13 protein-coding genes, 3 tRNA genes and 1 pseudogene are annotated in these 14636 nt (G+C 48.0%); 12 read left to right on the top strand and 5 right to left on the bottom strand.

What is annotated here, in order from left to right; translation table 11 throughout:
• Nucleotides 1–30: 30 nt before the first annotated feature.
• The 4 genes from ACJJIZ_RS16610 (at nt 31) to ACJJIZ_RS16595 (ending at nt 2425) form a co-directional block, all read left to right on the top strand.
• Complete coding sequence (locus ACJJIZ_RS16610) at nt 31–492, top strand: 6TM ABC transporter family protein (RefSeq protein WP_444897771.1); 462 nt, start codon at nt 31–33, stop codon at nt 490–492.
• Between the two features lie 131 nt (nt 493–623).
• Nucleotides 624–1097 (top strand): free L-methionine (R)-S-oxide reductase MsrC, encoded by a 474-nt coding sequence (gene msrC, locus ACJJIZ_RS16605; protein ID WP_444914168.1) that lies wholly within the window; start codon nt 624–626, stop codon nt 1095–1097.
• A complete protein-coding gene (locus ACJJIZ_RS16600) occupies nt 1097–1843 on the top strand; it encodes a spermidine synthase (RefSeq protein ID WP_444914167.1) in 747 nt (248 codons plus the stop codon). Before msrC ends, ACJJIZ_RS16600 begins: the two co-directional genes overlap by 1 nt.
• A 126-nt stretch (nt 1844–1969) precedes the next feature.
• Nucleotides 1970–2425 carry a hypothetical protein gene (locus tag ACJJIZ_RS16595; RefSeq protein WP_282932198.1) on the top strand — a complete coding sequence of 152 codons (456 nt, stop codon included), beginning with the start codon at nt 1970–1972 and terminating at the stop codon, nt 2423–2425.
• A gap of 49 nt (nt 2426–2474) precedes the next feature.
• Here the strand turns inward: ACJJIZ_RS16595 and ACJJIZ_RS16590 are convergent, their stop codons facing one another.
• The 3 genes from ACJJIZ_RS16590 to folD are packed head-to-tail and all read right to left on the bottom strand — an operon-like array spanning nt 2475 to nt 5042.
• A complete protein-coding gene (locus ACJJIZ_RS16590; RefSeq protein ID WP_444914166.1) occupies nt 2475–3491 on the bottom strand; it encodes a class I SAM-dependent methyltransferase in 1017 nt (338 codons plus the stop codon).
• 8 nt (nt 3492–3499) lie between these two features.
• Entirely contained in the window at nt 3500–4216 is a 717-nt protein-coding gene (gene rsuA / locus ACJJIZ_RS16585; RefSeq protein ID WP_444914165.1) for a 16S rRNA pseudouridine(516) synthase RsuA, read from the bottom strand.
• On the bottom strand, nt 4197–5042 hold the full coding sequence (gene folD / locus ACJJIZ_RS16580) for a bifunctional methylenetetrahydrofolate dehydrogenase/methenyltetrahydrofolate cyclohydrolase FolD (protein ID WP_282932201.1): 846 nt from the start codon (nt 5040–5042) through the stop codon (nt 4197–4199). The genes rsuA and folD overlap by 20 nt, the downstream gene beginning before the upstream one ends.
• A gap of 340 nt (nt 5043–5382) precedes the next feature.
• Between folD and ACJJIZ_RS16575 the strand changes: the two genes are divergently transcribed.
• The 8 genes from ACJJIZ_RS16575 (at nt 5383) to ACJJIZ_RS16540 (ending at nt 12051) form a co-directional block, all read left to right on the top strand.
• Nucleotides 5383–5459: transfer RNA gene (locus ACJJIZ_RS16575), tRNA-Pro, on the top strand.
• A gap of 18 nt (nt 5460–5477) precedes the next feature.
• Nucleotides 5478–5554 (top strand) — tRNA-Arg (locus ACJJIZ_RS16570).
• Between the two features lie 115 nt (nt 5555–5669).
• A tRNA-His gene (locus ACJJIZ_RS16565) sits at nt 5670–5745 on the top strand.
• Between the two features lie 609 nt (nt 5746–6354).
• Nucleotides 6355–6816 (top strand): hypothetical protein, encoded by a 462-nt coding sequence (locus ACJJIZ_RS16560; RefSeq protein ID WP_444914164.1) that lies wholly within the window; start codon nt 6355–6357, stop codon nt 6814–6816.
• Between the two features lie 316 nt (nt 6817–7132).
• A complete protein-coding gene (locus tag ACJJIZ_RS16555) occupies nt 7133–8818 on the top strand; it encodes an RCC1 domain-containing protein (protein WP_444914163.1) in 1686 nt (561 codons plus the stop codon).
• A gap of 1118 nt (nt 8819–9936) precedes the next feature.
• A complete protein-coding gene (locus tag ACJJIZ_RS16550) occupies nt 9937–10764 on the top strand; it encodes a hypothetical protein (protein ID WP_444914162.1) in 828 nt (275 codons plus the stop codon).
• A gap of 71 nt (nt 10765–10835) precedes the next feature.
• Nucleotides 10836–11078: a D-Ala-D-Ala carboxypeptidase family metallohydrolase gene (locus ACJJIZ_RS16545; RefSeq protein ID WP_444914161.1), complete on the top strand. Its 243-nt coding sequence runs from the start codon at nt 10836–10838 to the stop codon at nt 11076–11078.
• A 733-nt stretch (nt 11079–11811) separates the two neighbouring features.
• Nucleotides 11812–12051, top strand: coding sequence for a hypothetical protein (locus tag ACJJIZ_RS16540; protein ID WP_444914160.1), 240 nt, complete (start codon nt 11812–11814; stop codon nt 12049–12051).
• A gap of 408 nt (nt 12052–12459) precedes the next feature.
• On the opposite strand, the pseudogene ACJJIZ_RS16535 reads toward ACJJIZ_RS16540, so the two are convergent.
• Nucleotides 12460–12777: pseudogene (locus tag ACJJIZ_RS16535) on the bottom strand (integrase core domain-containing protein); the annotation flags it as partial.
• A gap of 32 nt (nt 12778–12809) precedes the next feature.
• Nucleotides 12810–13948 (bottom strand): IS3 family transposase gene (locus ACJJIZ_RS16530; protein WP_444905442.1). Its coding sequence is split into 2 segments (ribosomal slippage): nt 12810–13699 and nt 13699–13948, totalling 1140 coding nucleotides; the frame shifts between segments, so codons are not numbered across the junction.
• Nucleotides 13949–14636 lie beyond the last annotated feature (688 nt).

Raw genomic sequence — 14636 nt, 5'->3', positions numbered from 1 at the left:
GAATAACAAGTGCAGTTTCCGGAGTTTGCTATGCGTCAGTTTTCCATCCTGGTCATTTTTGCGTTGGCCTTTGGCGGCGCCGCCGTGATGTACGAAAAGGAAAGCCGTAAAGTAAAAGGTGTGTTGACCCAGATTACTGAACTTCAGGCGCAGATGGGTGATTTACAGGCGGAGATCAACCGCCTGAACAGTGAGTTGGAAACCGTGAAGCTTGCGGAACGCCGCCGCCCTAATCTCAGTGCTATGGCCAACCGTATTCGCCGTGAAGGTAGCGGCAATCCCGCACAAGTTGCGCCCAAGCCAAAAGTGGAAGACCGCTTCGAAAAGTCGCGCAACCTGATGCAATCAGACGTTACCAGCGCGCCGCCGGCTATCCAGTCGAACACTCGTAGCAACAATGATGAAAGTGAGTGGTCTCGCCCAACTGTAGATGCCGATGAGTATCGCGGTGAGACCGGTGAAGAACCCGCAGTGGTCGATCCCTACCAGTAATTTTGCACGCAGCATATTGATTCCCTCGCCAAAGCCCGCAAAATACCTGCCTCCCGCAGGATACTGTTTTGCGGGTTTGCCAGTTTTAGCTGACACGATTTGAAATTATAAGTGGGCAAGGGGCGTTAGGTATGTCGCTGGACAAGTTTTACACCACCTTAAATGGGCAGTTGGAAGGATTGCTTTCTGCGGAGCGAGACTGGCTGGCCAACACCGGCAATGCCAGTGCGCTGTTGTTTATGGAGCTGGAGGATATCAACTGGGCCGGCTTCTATTTCCTCTACGGTGATGAATTGCGTTTGGGACCCTTCCAGGGCAAGCCTGCCTGTACCCGGATTCCTGTGGGGGCCGGTGTTTGCGGCACTGCTGTTTCGACCGGTGAATCCCAATTGGTAGACGATGTGCATCAGTTCCCCGGCCACATCGCCTGCGATGCCGTGTCGGCCTCAGAGGTGGTGGTGCCACTGTATGATGACGCGGGTCGTTGCCTGGGAGTGCTGGATATCGATAGCCCCAGTGTGGCGCGCTTTAGCGAGGAAGACCTGGCGGGCCTACAGGAATTTGCCAGGGTATTGCTCAAGTCCTCAGACCTCCCGGCGAGCTGATGGCGCTGCTTTGGCAAAAGCAGGTTGGCGACACCTGTTACCAGGTGCGCAACCATGGCGCCAGTGTGCGCCTCTACAGCAATGGGGTTTTCCACTCTCAGTGGAATCCCCGCGATCCGCTCAAGGGCTCCCTATGGGAGTTGTTGCTGCTACCGGCATTTTTCCTCCCTGAAGAGCGCTTGAATTCGGTATTGGTGCTCGGCGTTGGTGGCGGTGCCCTGATTCGCCTTTTGCAGGCGTTCACCTCCGCCAAGCATATTGTCGGCGTAGATTTGGACCCGGTGCACCTGGATATTGCCCGTCGCTTCTTTGGCGTACGTGATGTTGAGCTGGTGTGTGCGGATGCCTGTGACTTTGTACGCGACCACTTGAAGCGACCCTCTCACGGCACTTTCGACCTGGTGATCGACGACTTATTTGGGCACTGCGACGGCGTAGCGCAGCGAGCGGTACCCGCCGATAAGTCCTGGTGCTCCAGCCTGATGCGCCTGCTTCATAAGGATGGCGTGCTGGTCAGCAACTTCGGGGATAGGCCCGAGCTACAGAACAGCGCCTGGCGCGATAAAGCTATGCGCGATCGACTCGGCGGAGCCTGGATGGCCTATATGCCCCAGTACGAGAATCATATCCTGGCAGTGAGCAGAGGAACTCTGCGCAAAGGTGAGTTGGCGGCCAGGGCCCCAGAAAAGATCAATCCCGCCAACCCCAACCGGCGCCTGGATTTCCGCATGAGCCAGCTTCGCTGATCTCGACAGCCCCCACAGAGGCCGGCTCCTAAAATCCCTGTCACTTTAATAGTGATATTCATTGGCGCCCTTTGTCACCTCGTGACTATACTCAAGGTGAGCGAAGTGTTCTGCCGGGATCGATTGATGCGGTACAAAACTGTTGAGGAAGTGATTCAGGAAGGAAGGGATTTTCATGCCAAGTTGGCGCTGCAATACGAAGAGTATGAGCAGCTTGCCACCAATGAACGGGTCGAGTTGCTGCTGGATCAGCTGCGACGACGGGAAGATTCCATGAAGCACTCACTGGAAAACTTCCATGCAGACCTGCCCCCTGGAGCCCTGCATACCTGGGTGCAATTTGCCCCGGAAGGGCGAGAGAAAGAATTTTTGCAGCGCTTGCGCGGCATTGATATTGAAGACTTGGAGCAGATTGCCAAGTTGGCCATGGATATCGAGATCTACCTGGCCGATCAATATCGGGATCTAGCCCAGGGCGCTGAAACCCCATCGGCACGAGATGCATTCGAACGATTGCGACAACTCGAAGAGTTGGAAGAGCATACGCTGTCGATGAACTTGTTTAATCTGCGCGATTACTAGCCTTTAATTCAGTTTCCAGGCGACTGCTACCGGCCTGCGCCCCTAGCTCTTAGGGGCGCAGACGGTATACGCAAAATCCTTGCTCTTTAGTGATCAAATCCACCTGGGAAAAATAGCGGGGCCCTTTTTTCGCCAGGGGAATAAATTCATTCACCACAAAAATCGCAGCGCCGGAATCTTTAAGAATCCGCGCACTCTGCTGCAGAAAGCGATCGGTCAAATCTCCCTCCACCTGAAAGCCCTGGTGGAAAGGTGGGTTGCACAGCACCAGATCGGCGATTTCACTTTCCAGTTCAGAGCCTGCATCAGAGGGTACAACGGTGCCTTCGACTCCTTGTTCGGTAAAATTCTTGCGGCAGGCCAATAGAGCAGCGGCGTTATTATCCGTAGCGGTAAAATGATATTTACCCAAAGCGGCTAATTGCATACTCAGGTAGCCATAACCACAACCGAGATCAACAATACGAGAACCGTCCTGTGGCAACTCCGTCGTTAATTGCTGGGCGAGTAGGGCACTGCCTTTATCGATTTTGTTCCAGCCGAACAATCCCGGCTTGGAGTAGAGGCCGCCAAGCTCGGGCAGCTTTTGTAACTGGGCGTACTGAAGCTCACTGATTGGATTGCCGGTGTCCTCGTGAGCGACAACATTACTGCTCAGGTAGTCGTTGCCGTTTTTTTGCAAGTGCTTGGCAGTGCCCAGGCGCTCGGCTACTTTCGCAGCGTAGCTTTTGATTCCGCTTTGCTTTTCACCCAGCAGAACCAACTCGCCACCTTCACCGAGGAAGTGGGGTGCACAATCAATAATATGGTGAACTACGGCCTTCTCTTTCGAAACGGCGTAAACAATACGGCGGTATTTGCGGTCCAGTTCTTCAAAGTGGAAATCGTTGAAGAAGCTCCGCTTCACCGTATTTTCGGCGAGTTCGGCAATATCCCAGCGGTTACTGATTAAATCTCCGGCAAAATGAAACCCCTCCTGGTGTAAGAGGGGTTTGCTGTTTTCATCGGCGATCCACAGTGTTTCCTCTGGGGCCTGGATAAGTTCCTGATGTAGAAGGGCTGACATATCTTTTTTTAATTGATAGAGGCAATTTCTTCAGGGGTCAGGAGGCGGTAATCACCTTCCTGAAGTTCTTCATCCAAGATGATTTCGCCGATCTTTTCCCGGTGCAACTCCAATACCTTGTTGCCCAGGGCCGCAAACATACGCTTCACCTGATGATAGCGCCCTTCACCGATGGTGATGCGCACTTCGTTGGCAAAGAGGATCTCCAGCTTGGCGGGCTTGGTTCTCTTCTTTTCGTTATTGAGCCAGACACCCTTGGCAAGCTTGGCCACGGCATCTTCCTCAATTTTCTCGGCCAACAGAGCGTAGTAGGTCTTGTCGCAATGGTGGTTGGGGGAGGTCACTTTGTGGGACCACTGGCCGTCATCGGTAAGCAGCACCAGGCCGGTGGTATCAATATCCAGGCGCCCGGCAATATGTAACTTTTCCTTGTTAGGCTCATCAATCAGGTCCAGCACCGTGGGGTGCTCGCCATCTTTGGTGGCACTGACATAGCCCAGGGGCTTGTTCAACATAATGTAGCGGGGCCCCGCCTCGTGCAGGGGCTCATCATCCAGGCACAACTCATCACTGACTTGTATTTTGGTGGCCGCATTGGTGACCACCTCACCATTGACGGTAATGCGCCCCGCCCAGGCGGCGCGCTTTACATCAGTGCGGGAGAGGTCGGTGACCTGGCTGACCGCTTTATCCAGACGAATCAGGTTAGCCAATTTTACGTTCACCGGAATCGACAGATTGATAGATCAGGGTATTGATGGTCATGGGACCAACGCCACCGGGTACCGGGGTGTAAGCTGCAGCGCGTTCGGTCAGTGGGCCCAGCTCGATATCGCCGACACCGCCGGGGTGGTAACCGGCATCCACAACCACAGCGCCATCCTTAATCCATTCGGCCTTGATAAACTCAGGCTTGCCCACGGCGCCCACTACGATATCGGCGCGGCGGATATGCTCGGCCAGGTCTTGGGTGCGGGAGTGGCAGATAGTCACGGTGGCATTGGCATTCAACAACATGGCCGCCATCGGCTTACCCAAAATGGGGCTGCGACCCACAACCACAGCGTGCTTGCCTTCCAATTCAATATTGTAGGCCTCCAACAGGCGCATAATTCCTTTAGGAGTCGCGCAGCCGTAAGCCTCTTCTCCCATTGCCATACGGCCAAAGCCCAGGCAGGTTACACCGTCTACATCTTTTTCCAGGCTGATCGCATCAAAACAAGCGCGCTCATCGATCTGCGCCGGTACCGGGTGCTGGAGTAAAATGCCGTGGACGTTGGGGTTGGAGTTGAGTTCTTCGATCTTGGCGAGCAGCTGCTCAGTGGTGGTGGAGGAGGGCAGTTCCACCTGGAGGGAGTCCATGCCGATTCGGCGGCAGGCATTGCCCTTCATCTTTACGTAAGTGGCGGAGGCGGGGTCATCACCTACCAGAATGGTCGCCAGGATTGGCGTTTGGCCACCACTCTTTTCCTTTAGTACGGCTACCCGAGCCGAGAGTTCCTCTTCAGTTTTCTGTGCCAGGGCCTTGCCGTCCAGAACCAGTGCAGACATAGATACTATCTCTAACAGTAAAAAATCGATGGCTAATAGACCGGAATCTGCTTCAGCACCTACTTTATATAGAAGGGCGGAAGCAGGCGATTTTTAAAAACGCTTACTTTTTATCCGGTCGGATTCGCGAAGTGCGCCATTTTCGCACAGGTTGGAAATAATTTCGCCACTTCTGGGCCCAGATAGGCAAAAGGATAAACTTCTTTAAAAATAATAGCTTAGAAGCGTTGACATGGGCCGGGGGTATCATTACTATGCACGCACTTCGCAGCTACAGCGACTTACACAACCACCTACGGGGCGGTTAACAGGGTCAAAGAGGTGCGAATGATTGGAAAAACGGGGCATAGCGCAGTCTGGTAGCGCGCCTGCTTTGGGAGCAGGATGTCGGGGGTTCGAATCCCTCTGCCCCGACCAATTTTCCGGGTTCACCTTGCGCCCGTAGCTCAGCTGGATAGAGCATCCGCCTTCTAAGCGGATGGTCGCAGGTTCGAGTCCTGCCGGGCGTGCCATCTTCACAAGATGGTGCTGGTTTGGCAAAAAGGACTTAGTCTGAAGCCAGATTGGCTGCAAGAGGTATCCGGCAATCAGTACTGCCACAAGGTGCTGAAGTATATCACTTTTATGGTGGCCGTAGCTCAGTTGGTAGAGCACAGGATTGTGGCTCCTGAGGTCGCGGGTTCGATCCCCGTCGGCCACCCCAGATTCTTCCTTGTTTATCAAGGACTTAAAACCCCGCCGAGTGCGGGGTTTTTGAGTTTTAGGCCCCGTGGTGCCAATTCGTGGTGCCAATTCGTGGTGCCAATTCGTGGTGCCAATTCGTGGTGCCAATTCGTGGTGCCAATTCGTGGTGCCAATTCGTGGTGCCAATTCGTGGTGCCAATTCGTGGTGCCAATTCGTGGTGCCAATTCGTGGTGCCAATTCGTGGTGCCAATTCGTGGTGCCAATTCGTGGTGCCAATTCGTGGTGCCAATTCGTGGTGCCAATTCGTGGTGCCAATTCGTGGTGCCAATTCGTGGTGCCAATTCGTGGTGCCAATTCGTGGTGCCAATTCGTGGTGCCAATTCGTGGTGCCAATTCGTGGTGCCAATTCGTGGTGCCAATTCGTGGTGCCAATTCGTGGTGCCAATTCGTGGTGCCAATTCGTGGTGCCAATTCGTGGTGCCAATTCGTGGTGCCAATTCATGGTGCCAATTTTGGCCTCAATCTATGTTGAGGTTTAATTTTGGCAGATCGTGAGTCATGTCCATCTGGCGGTAAAGATTCCCCCTCCCTCCTGTTGAAATCACTAAGAAGTAGCTTGGAGCTGTAATGAAGTATCTGCTGTCCGTATTTTTCCTAACTTGTTCTGCTTTCGCCTCTGCGGCTGGGGACTCAAATTTCTCATTAGGGGTGGGTGTGGATCATGCTGGGTTAGGAGCAAAGTATTCGATTAACCGCGGTAAAGATAAGTACTTCGGCTCTTTGGGTTGGAAGGGCTTCTCCGATGAGGCTGGTTCAGTCACGGGTTACGGATTGGGTTGGGAGCGACTTGTAGCTTCCGATAGCCATTCTTTAGGAGCTTTCCTGGGGCTTGTAGAGGTTCACTACAGTAGAAATGAAGCAGCGCGCTATAACGGGATTGCTTTGCTTTACAATTATTACTTCTCAGGGTTTTCTGAATCCTCACTTGTTCTTGGTGCCGCTGTTCATGCGGGAACCAGATCAGGCGATAGGCCGTATTTTGATGAGCATACTACCGGTGCGAGTATAAAGTTTGCTTATCAGTGGTAGTATGGGTTCTCTTTCTAAGGGGCCCCGTAAATAACTTGATAAGTATTTTTCTTTTTTCCGCCTGTTTATTCATATAAGTCTGATGCGGACGGAAAGTTTAGCTTCGTCAATATTTAGAACCAATACAGTCCTGTTTTTGGGGTTGTCGAATGGGGATCTCTATCCTCTTAAATTTCTGTCTTCTTGAACTTCTGAAATTATCTTCAGCGCTTTAAATCTAAAAAGCCTGGCGGCAATTTTGGAGGATAATAAACTCTAACTAAGTATTGTACATAAATGATGTACAACAAAATTTGTGACACAAAGATATTATATTGTGAAGTACACGAGTCATTATTTTTTCGTTTTATTGTTGATTTTTTGTTTTACCCTGCAAGCATGTAAGGATGGAGGAGCAAGTAAGGAGGAGCCATCAAGTACTGAAGAAGCTGAAAAGGAAAACCGAGTTCCAGTAGTGTCAAATCGAATTCAAGATTTTACTTTGGAAGTTGGTGTCAATCTAACCTTACAGGTAGTTGCTAAAGATTCAGATGGTGACTCTTTATCTTTCAGTGTTGAAGATCTGCCTCAGTTCATTTCTGCAAGTGATAATAATAACGGAAAGCTATCATTGAACTTTGCAGCAGAAGCTGGTGATGAGGGTGAATACCATTTGAGTATTGACATTTCTGACGGTAAAGGTGTCACAAATACTTCCTTTTCAGTCCGGGTGGTAAATGGTGACTCGACGGGGCTAATTGATAGCCTGAATGATATTTCAATTGAGGAAGCTGGTAGCGAAATCTTGAGATTTCCAGTCAATCGCATTGGCACAAATGAAGTTCATATAGATAACCTAGCTGCTCCTGATTTTGCGAATATATTTATTGGTGAGTCTAATGATTTGGCCATTGAGCTGGCTCCAGAGTTAGGCTCTGCTGGAACCTATGTTGTTGATTTTGAATTGACCGATGGGTTCAGGAAGCAGAAAGTCACGTTTTATGTAATTGTAAGACAGGCTATCTTTGCTCCTGAAATAACTTTTCCTGAAGAAATAGTTGTATCCGAAGGTGCAAAAACTACTCATGAGCTTCTTTCGGCTGGGGTTGGAAGTTTAGTATCGGTTACATCATCAAAGGTACCCAAATTTGGCGCAATTTTACAGTCAGAAAGTGGAGCGATAGACCTAGTATTGGAGCCCGACTATAAAGATGCTGGCACTTATAAGATTGAAATAATATTTAATAATGGGAAGATTGATAGTCCAGCATTTGATGTGGAAGTTACTGTTGAGCAATCATTTAGCGGGGAGGCATCCATTATAGATGCCGGTGCTTTTCACACCTGTGCATTAGAGCAGGAGACGATATATTGCTGGGGACTGAATGATGTCGGACAGGCTACCGTTCCTGGGCACCTCGGTGATGTTACACACTTGGCCGCTGGCGAATACCATACCTGTGCAGCTGATGAGAATGGCATTTCATGTTGGGGGCGTAATTTTAGTGGAGAGGCATCTCCGCCTGAAGAAGTTTTCAATGTGTTGAAGCTGGTTGCAGGATATGAACACACTTGCGCACTTTCTAATGGCCAAGTCAGTTGTTGGGGATCAAATACCGATGCTTTCGGCGTAGATGTAGGTCAAAGTCGAGTTCCGGATAGTTTAGGCGTAGTTACTGATATTTCAGCTGGGTTCTTTCATACTTGTGCGCTTGATGAGGAAGGGTTGCAGTGTTGGGGGTCAAATCGTTGGAAGCAAAGCGATACACCTAGTGGCTTATCATCAATTACTGGCTTTGGGGCGGGCAGATTAATAACCTGCGCAACTGGAAGTATGGGTTTGAACTGCTGGGGAACAGTTGATGGCTATGGGCAAAATAAAGTACCTGATACAGTGATTCTTCCAGATTTATTCGAAATTGGTTACTTTTATAATAGTTGTGCTTTCGAGAATAGTGAGCTGATTTGTTGGGGGGGGGTTCAAGTGATACAAATGACTGGCCCCACTTTGGGCAGGGAATAGTACCTCAAAACCTTAACAATATTTCTTCACTAACCCTAGGAATGACTCATGCCTGTGTAATTGATAGCGGTAGTGTTGTTTGTTGGGGGGCCGGTGAGGAAAGTGATGGTCAGGGTGATTATCATTTTGGGCAGAGTATTGTTCCTATTTTTTTGCAGGCTCCTTAGTTCAAGTATATTAAAAGAGAAATATTGTTTACCATCAGCTAATAATGGGTCTCCTAATTAGGCTATCCGTAATATTCGGTTGATTTAGAAGGCCTTAAAAAGCAGAAGAGAGGGGGGTGGTAATCTGTTAGCATGGCCTGCCTGGGTGGTTTTGCCGTGTGCAGGTGCATCACCCGATCTACATACAGCTATGCTTCTCTGTCATATATTCCTCGGCATTCTCGGCGCGAATGTTAGGAGTCAAAGAGCGAGCGACAATACTGAAATACTTGATGAGTGAATTCGACAAATGGGAAGAGCCGCACCCGTGAGACAAGGTTAGCCAGTTGGCGCCATTTTGCATTAATACATGTGGACTGCGTAATGTGGTTGGTCGATTAATAGATCTGGGCAATGCGCGGACAATTTCAGGGTGTGACAAAAAGCGTTGGGATAGGGGGGTAAGAACTTGGAAACGTTTGCAGCGGGGCCAGCCCCCTTTACCTGCAAGAGCTTTAGGGTCCATATCTGAGATTGTGCAAGAGTACAGGGGGGGTAGCTTAAAGGCGTCTGTTGACAGCTTCGACCTGAGTAGGTATAGATTCCCTACCATGCAATCTTTCTGCTTTTCACAAAAAAACCGGCCACTGAGCCGGTTTTTTTGTGCCTAGAAGGCAATCAGCTTTACTGTCATTAGTAAGTTTTTTCAGGTCTTAATCCCACTATATGTGTTTTTTGAGTGGCTGTTTTACAAAGTGTGATCAGGTACTGGGTTTTTATACGTTCTGTTTGTATTAATTCGGGTGAATGAGAAAGATATTACCCGTGAAATTTTGAGTTTCTTTAATTTGTAAGATCGTACCAGAAAAGGATGTTAACTTAAGTTAAATATAATTTGCTTGGTTTAAGGTACGCTGTAAGTTTCACTTCTTCTTTCGCTAGTTAATTTAATACATTTTTTGGTGAGTTTTTATGCTTTTTAGGAATACCGTCAAGACAGTTGCTGTTTCTGTGGCCTTATTGGCCTTCGGCGCGCAGGCTAAAACGTTCCAATACGAACTTCAAGATCTAGGTTCATTTGGTGGCGAAATACAGTACCCAGGTCTAGATTTAGAAGGTGCTAGCTCTGTAATTTTGACTGTCGATCAAGAGGATCAATGGTCCCCCGCTATACTTACTTCGTTGGAAATTAACTTTCCTAATGCACCCAGTTTGTCAGTAAGTAATTTCCAGGTGGATGACGGAGGTTGGAGGCATGAAGCGATCGTCGATGGTGTTTGGGTATATCGTCAGCTTGATATTGTAGTAGATGGCCTGGACTTAGAAAGCTCAAATAATACAATGATCAACATTGAGGGTTATGTCTCTGAGGCCAATAATTTTATTGGGGAAGAGCGCTCACTAAATTTTGACCAGAGACTATTTACTGTTCATGGACAGCTGATTGATGTGACTCCAAGCAAGGTTGTTGATGTCGCATCGTTCACAGTTGACGGTAATCCGGTTGAATTATCTTTAAGAGATAACCCAATCCTTGATCCAAATTCAATCAGTGGCGATATGGTATTTGTGGTCGAGTTGCTGTGGTTTGGTGAGGGGAAAGAAGTTTACCATTTTCACGCACCTTTCGGTGATGAATCAAAGTTTTATGAAGCATATAAGCTAGAAGCTTCAACAACACCTAGTCCTGATGGTGATGAAACAGCCATACGCATTAAAGTGAAAGACGCGCAAGGTATGGAATTTGAAACTCATCACGTATATCTTGAAGATATGTTGAGAGAAGCTTATGAGTTCTAAGTGCAACCTTAATTTTGATTTAAGATTTAAGGTGTGCTGTATGTTAAAATCAGTTAAGAAATCTTAGAAAGTTGCTCTGTAGCGATACTTATTTCATAAAAATTAACCCACCTTGTGCGGGTTTTTTTGTTTCTGGTGCCCTCATATTTGATAGCGATTATTTCACTGAAGCGGGGTTGTCTCGTCGCTGTTGCAAAAAAAATTATTTTAAAGATGAAACTTTTAGGTGCTTGATTAAAGTCAGAGAGCTTTATGGTAATCCGATAATTATTATTTCCAGTTATCACTGTCGTGATCATAACGCCCGGCTATAGGTCACCGTAATCCATGCCACTGGACAGGTTGTTGATATTTCAGTGGCTTTGAGTTGGGCGCATAAAGTTCTGAATACTGCCTTAGAGGAGGGCTTCACTGGGATAGGAGTGAAGCAAAAGGGGGGCGATCAAAAAGTGGTTTATACATTTGGCTGACTATGACTCAATCCCAGGCAGGCGTATACGCCCAACTGTCTGAAGCTACTAATGATTTTAGTCATATCAAATTTACTAGGCAAAGCCTTTCCAAGCAAGATTGAGGTCAACCGACTCAAGACGCAGATAGATTCACAGCTGATTGTGATGGATCAGGAAGAGCTTAAGGCAAATTACTTCAGAGGCTTCAGGAGAATCATGGCTGCAGAGAAATTGGCGGCCAGTAATAATACTCATATTCGTTGGGCTGATTGTAATTCACTGGTTGGGGTGGGCTGCCCCAAACCTCAGTGAGGACCAGACGCTCGCATTACTGGAAATCGTAAGAACCGGCTTCGGTGGCTATATCGTGAGGCGCAGTGTTAAGAAGGTGGTGATCGCCTGGAAGCAGTCATTACAGTTTAGTAATTTTTGAGAGGAATAGCGGATAAGGCTGGCTACACGACTGCCATTGATGTTGAAACTCTCGCTGGTTGGCTCGTGGATAACTGGTTAGGTCATGTTGGAGTACTGATAGTTACGGCGGGCTTGATGGTTGATCGGTATCGCAAGAAGCCGTAAGAGCAGCAGGGTGGGAATGATGGACGTTAATGTAAAGCTCGATGTCTCAAAGTTTGATTGGGTATCTGCTGAAATAAGAAAGAAGTTACCTTACACCAGCTCGGTTGCCCTAAATAATGCGACCTTTCGTATACGTGGAGAAGAGCACGCAGCAATTGGATGCATCTTTACAACTCCAGCGAAGCTGACACTGAATTCTGTACTGGTGAAGAATTCAGTGTCAGCGCCCAGGTATTGTGAAGATCTTTATTGGTGATCAAGTGACCAACGGCACGGCGCCGAGTAAATACTTGAAATCGTCAGATGTCTATATGAAGCGCAGCGACAAGAGGTTTGAGTGTGCACTTCGGCATTTGGGTCTACTGTCTGCAGGTGTATATGCCGTACATGGAAAAGCAGCAAGGCTAAACCGGAGCGGGAATATCTCAGTCGATACCTATAAGAACATTCTGGTAGGGCCCCGTGCTTGTATAGGTGTTAAAAAGGAGGGAGGTAAATAGTACTTAAGAACCTATAGGTAAGCACTTTGTAGGAGCGGTAAACGGAGTGTTGGGTGTCTGAAAAAGGGCCGGGAGTAAATGATGATCTTGCCCGATAAAATGTAGTAGTTCAGACTTGATCTGACAGTTACCGGTTTTTCAGAAGGTACTCTGTCAGGTCAAATTCAGTTTACGAGTTTCTCCTTCCAGATACTTTTACCCTCTTCAAGGGTTACCATCGGTGTGCGACCACAACACTTTTTACCCTGATGAGTTCGATCATTATTGTAATATACGAGCCATTCGTCCAGATCCTTTTGTAGCTCTTCTATTGATCCATAGATCTTTCGTCGTAACGATGGCTGGTAGAACTCTTGTAATATAGTTTTATGGAAGCGCTCACAGATACCATTTGTTTGTGGGTGCCTGGCTTTTGTCTTGGTATGTTCTATCTCGTTGATATTCAAGTACAACTGATAATCATGCTGCTCCAGCTTGCCGCAATTGTTGTGGTCAACTCCAGCCGGACACTTCTTTAAGCACATTCCTCAAATTCGATAGGGGCTAGATCTCCCAGTGTTGTATGTATTCTGCGTGAGTTGTAATAAGCAATATAGGCTCTTACATCTGCTACCGCATCCTCCCTTGTCGGATAGAGGTTTCCCGTTAACCACTCCCGCTTCAGGCTGCTGAAGAAACGTTCAGTCGGTGCGTTGTCCCAACAATTTCCCTTACGGCTCATTGAACACACCATCCCCTGCTGACTCAATAACATTTGGTAGGTATGGCTGGCATACTGACTGCCACGATCAGAGTGATGCAGGAGACCTTTTGGGGGCGTACGCAAATTGACAGCCATCATCAACGCACGAGTTACCAGGGCCGTTTCCATCTTGCGATCTAGATGCCAACCAACAATCCGGCGCGAATAGAGATCAATCACTACCGCCAAGTACAGCCAGCCCTGCGAAGTCCAAATATATGTAATATCAGTCGTCCAAACTTGATTTTTAGCACTCGGTGAGAACTCCCTATTCAGAAGGTTCTCTGCGACAGGCAGGTGATGTTTACTGTCTGTCGTCAGTGTAAATCGCTTCTTGCGCTTTACTGCCAAGCCTAGCTTTTTCATGAGCTTGCGGACTCGATAGCGCCCGACTTCAAAGCCTTCTTTACGTAACAGCTTCATTAACCGACGACTTCCGAGACTCTGTCTAGATTCTGCAAATAGGGCCTTCAAACGATGGCATAGTTGCCATGTTTGAGCATCTATTGAGCTATTACCACGGCAACACCAATCGTAATAACTAGTCTTACTTACCTGCATTACCCGGCAGAGCACCCTAACAGGAAAGCTGCCTTGCTGTTTTTCAATAAAGCTGTACTTTATTTCATTTCTTTCGCAAAGAAGGCGCTGGCCTTTTTTAGGATTTCTTTCTCCATCCGCAACTGCTTATTTTCACGTCGTAATCGCTCTAATTCTGCGCGCTCGCCTACATCCAACCTCACACCGTCTTCTTCCTGCTTCTGTTCCTTTATCCAGCGTCGCAGGTTATTGGCTGTTGTTCCTACAGCCTCTGCTGCTTTAGAAATTGAATACCCTTGCTCAGAGACTAGCGCTACGGCGTCTTTCTTAAATTCCGGCTTGAAATGCCGACGTGTACCTTTTGTTGTCATACTTCACCTCGCTTGGTAGTTTTACCATCTTAGCGAAGTGTCCGGAAGGATTAGACCACTACACTCTACGCAAACTATACTGGGTACTCAACCCTTTTTGATGCTCGGGCCCTCTGTACTCTACGCCTCTGTTCGTGTGTAATATTAATTACGATTGTGACCCTCTTTTTCATATAGTATTCGATTCGGGTTAACTCTGTTGTTCTATTCGTATATACGCTTTATTTTATAAGGTTCCTTTTCTGTTCTAGCTCCTACCTCAGTAAGCTTTTTTCGTTTATCTGCCACAACTTTCCCTTCCTGACACTCTTTTCGTTATCGTGACAGTATGAAAGGGTGAGTGTTGAGTGCTTTGGCCGCTTCTTTAACTTAAATGCTCTCTATTAAGCTCTTTCACTTTGAGTTCATTTGAATACCGCCAAGTCTTTCTAGGCTTGTTGTATTTAGGCATAGGGCACCTCGTCCGCTTGACTTTGGTGTCAGTTAAAGCTGGGAAAGATCATACCCATGCCACCCCGCCTTGTTTGGCTCTTGTTAGCGGTATGCTGTGATTGGGGAAGAAATGGCTCCTTGGTTGAAGTGGCTGCGAATTGTTCTTCGGGAATGTTCGATACCTTTAGTGGGCCGCGAATATACAAACTTCTAGTTTAAATTTTCTGCGTTTATCGGAGAGGCTGCACTCAAAGCG

The organism is Microbulbifer maximicatervae (SeqCode), from assembly GCF_052467225.1.
Note: the sequence above shows the minus strand (reverse complement) of the source record. Positions and strands in the feature narration are given on the sequence as shown.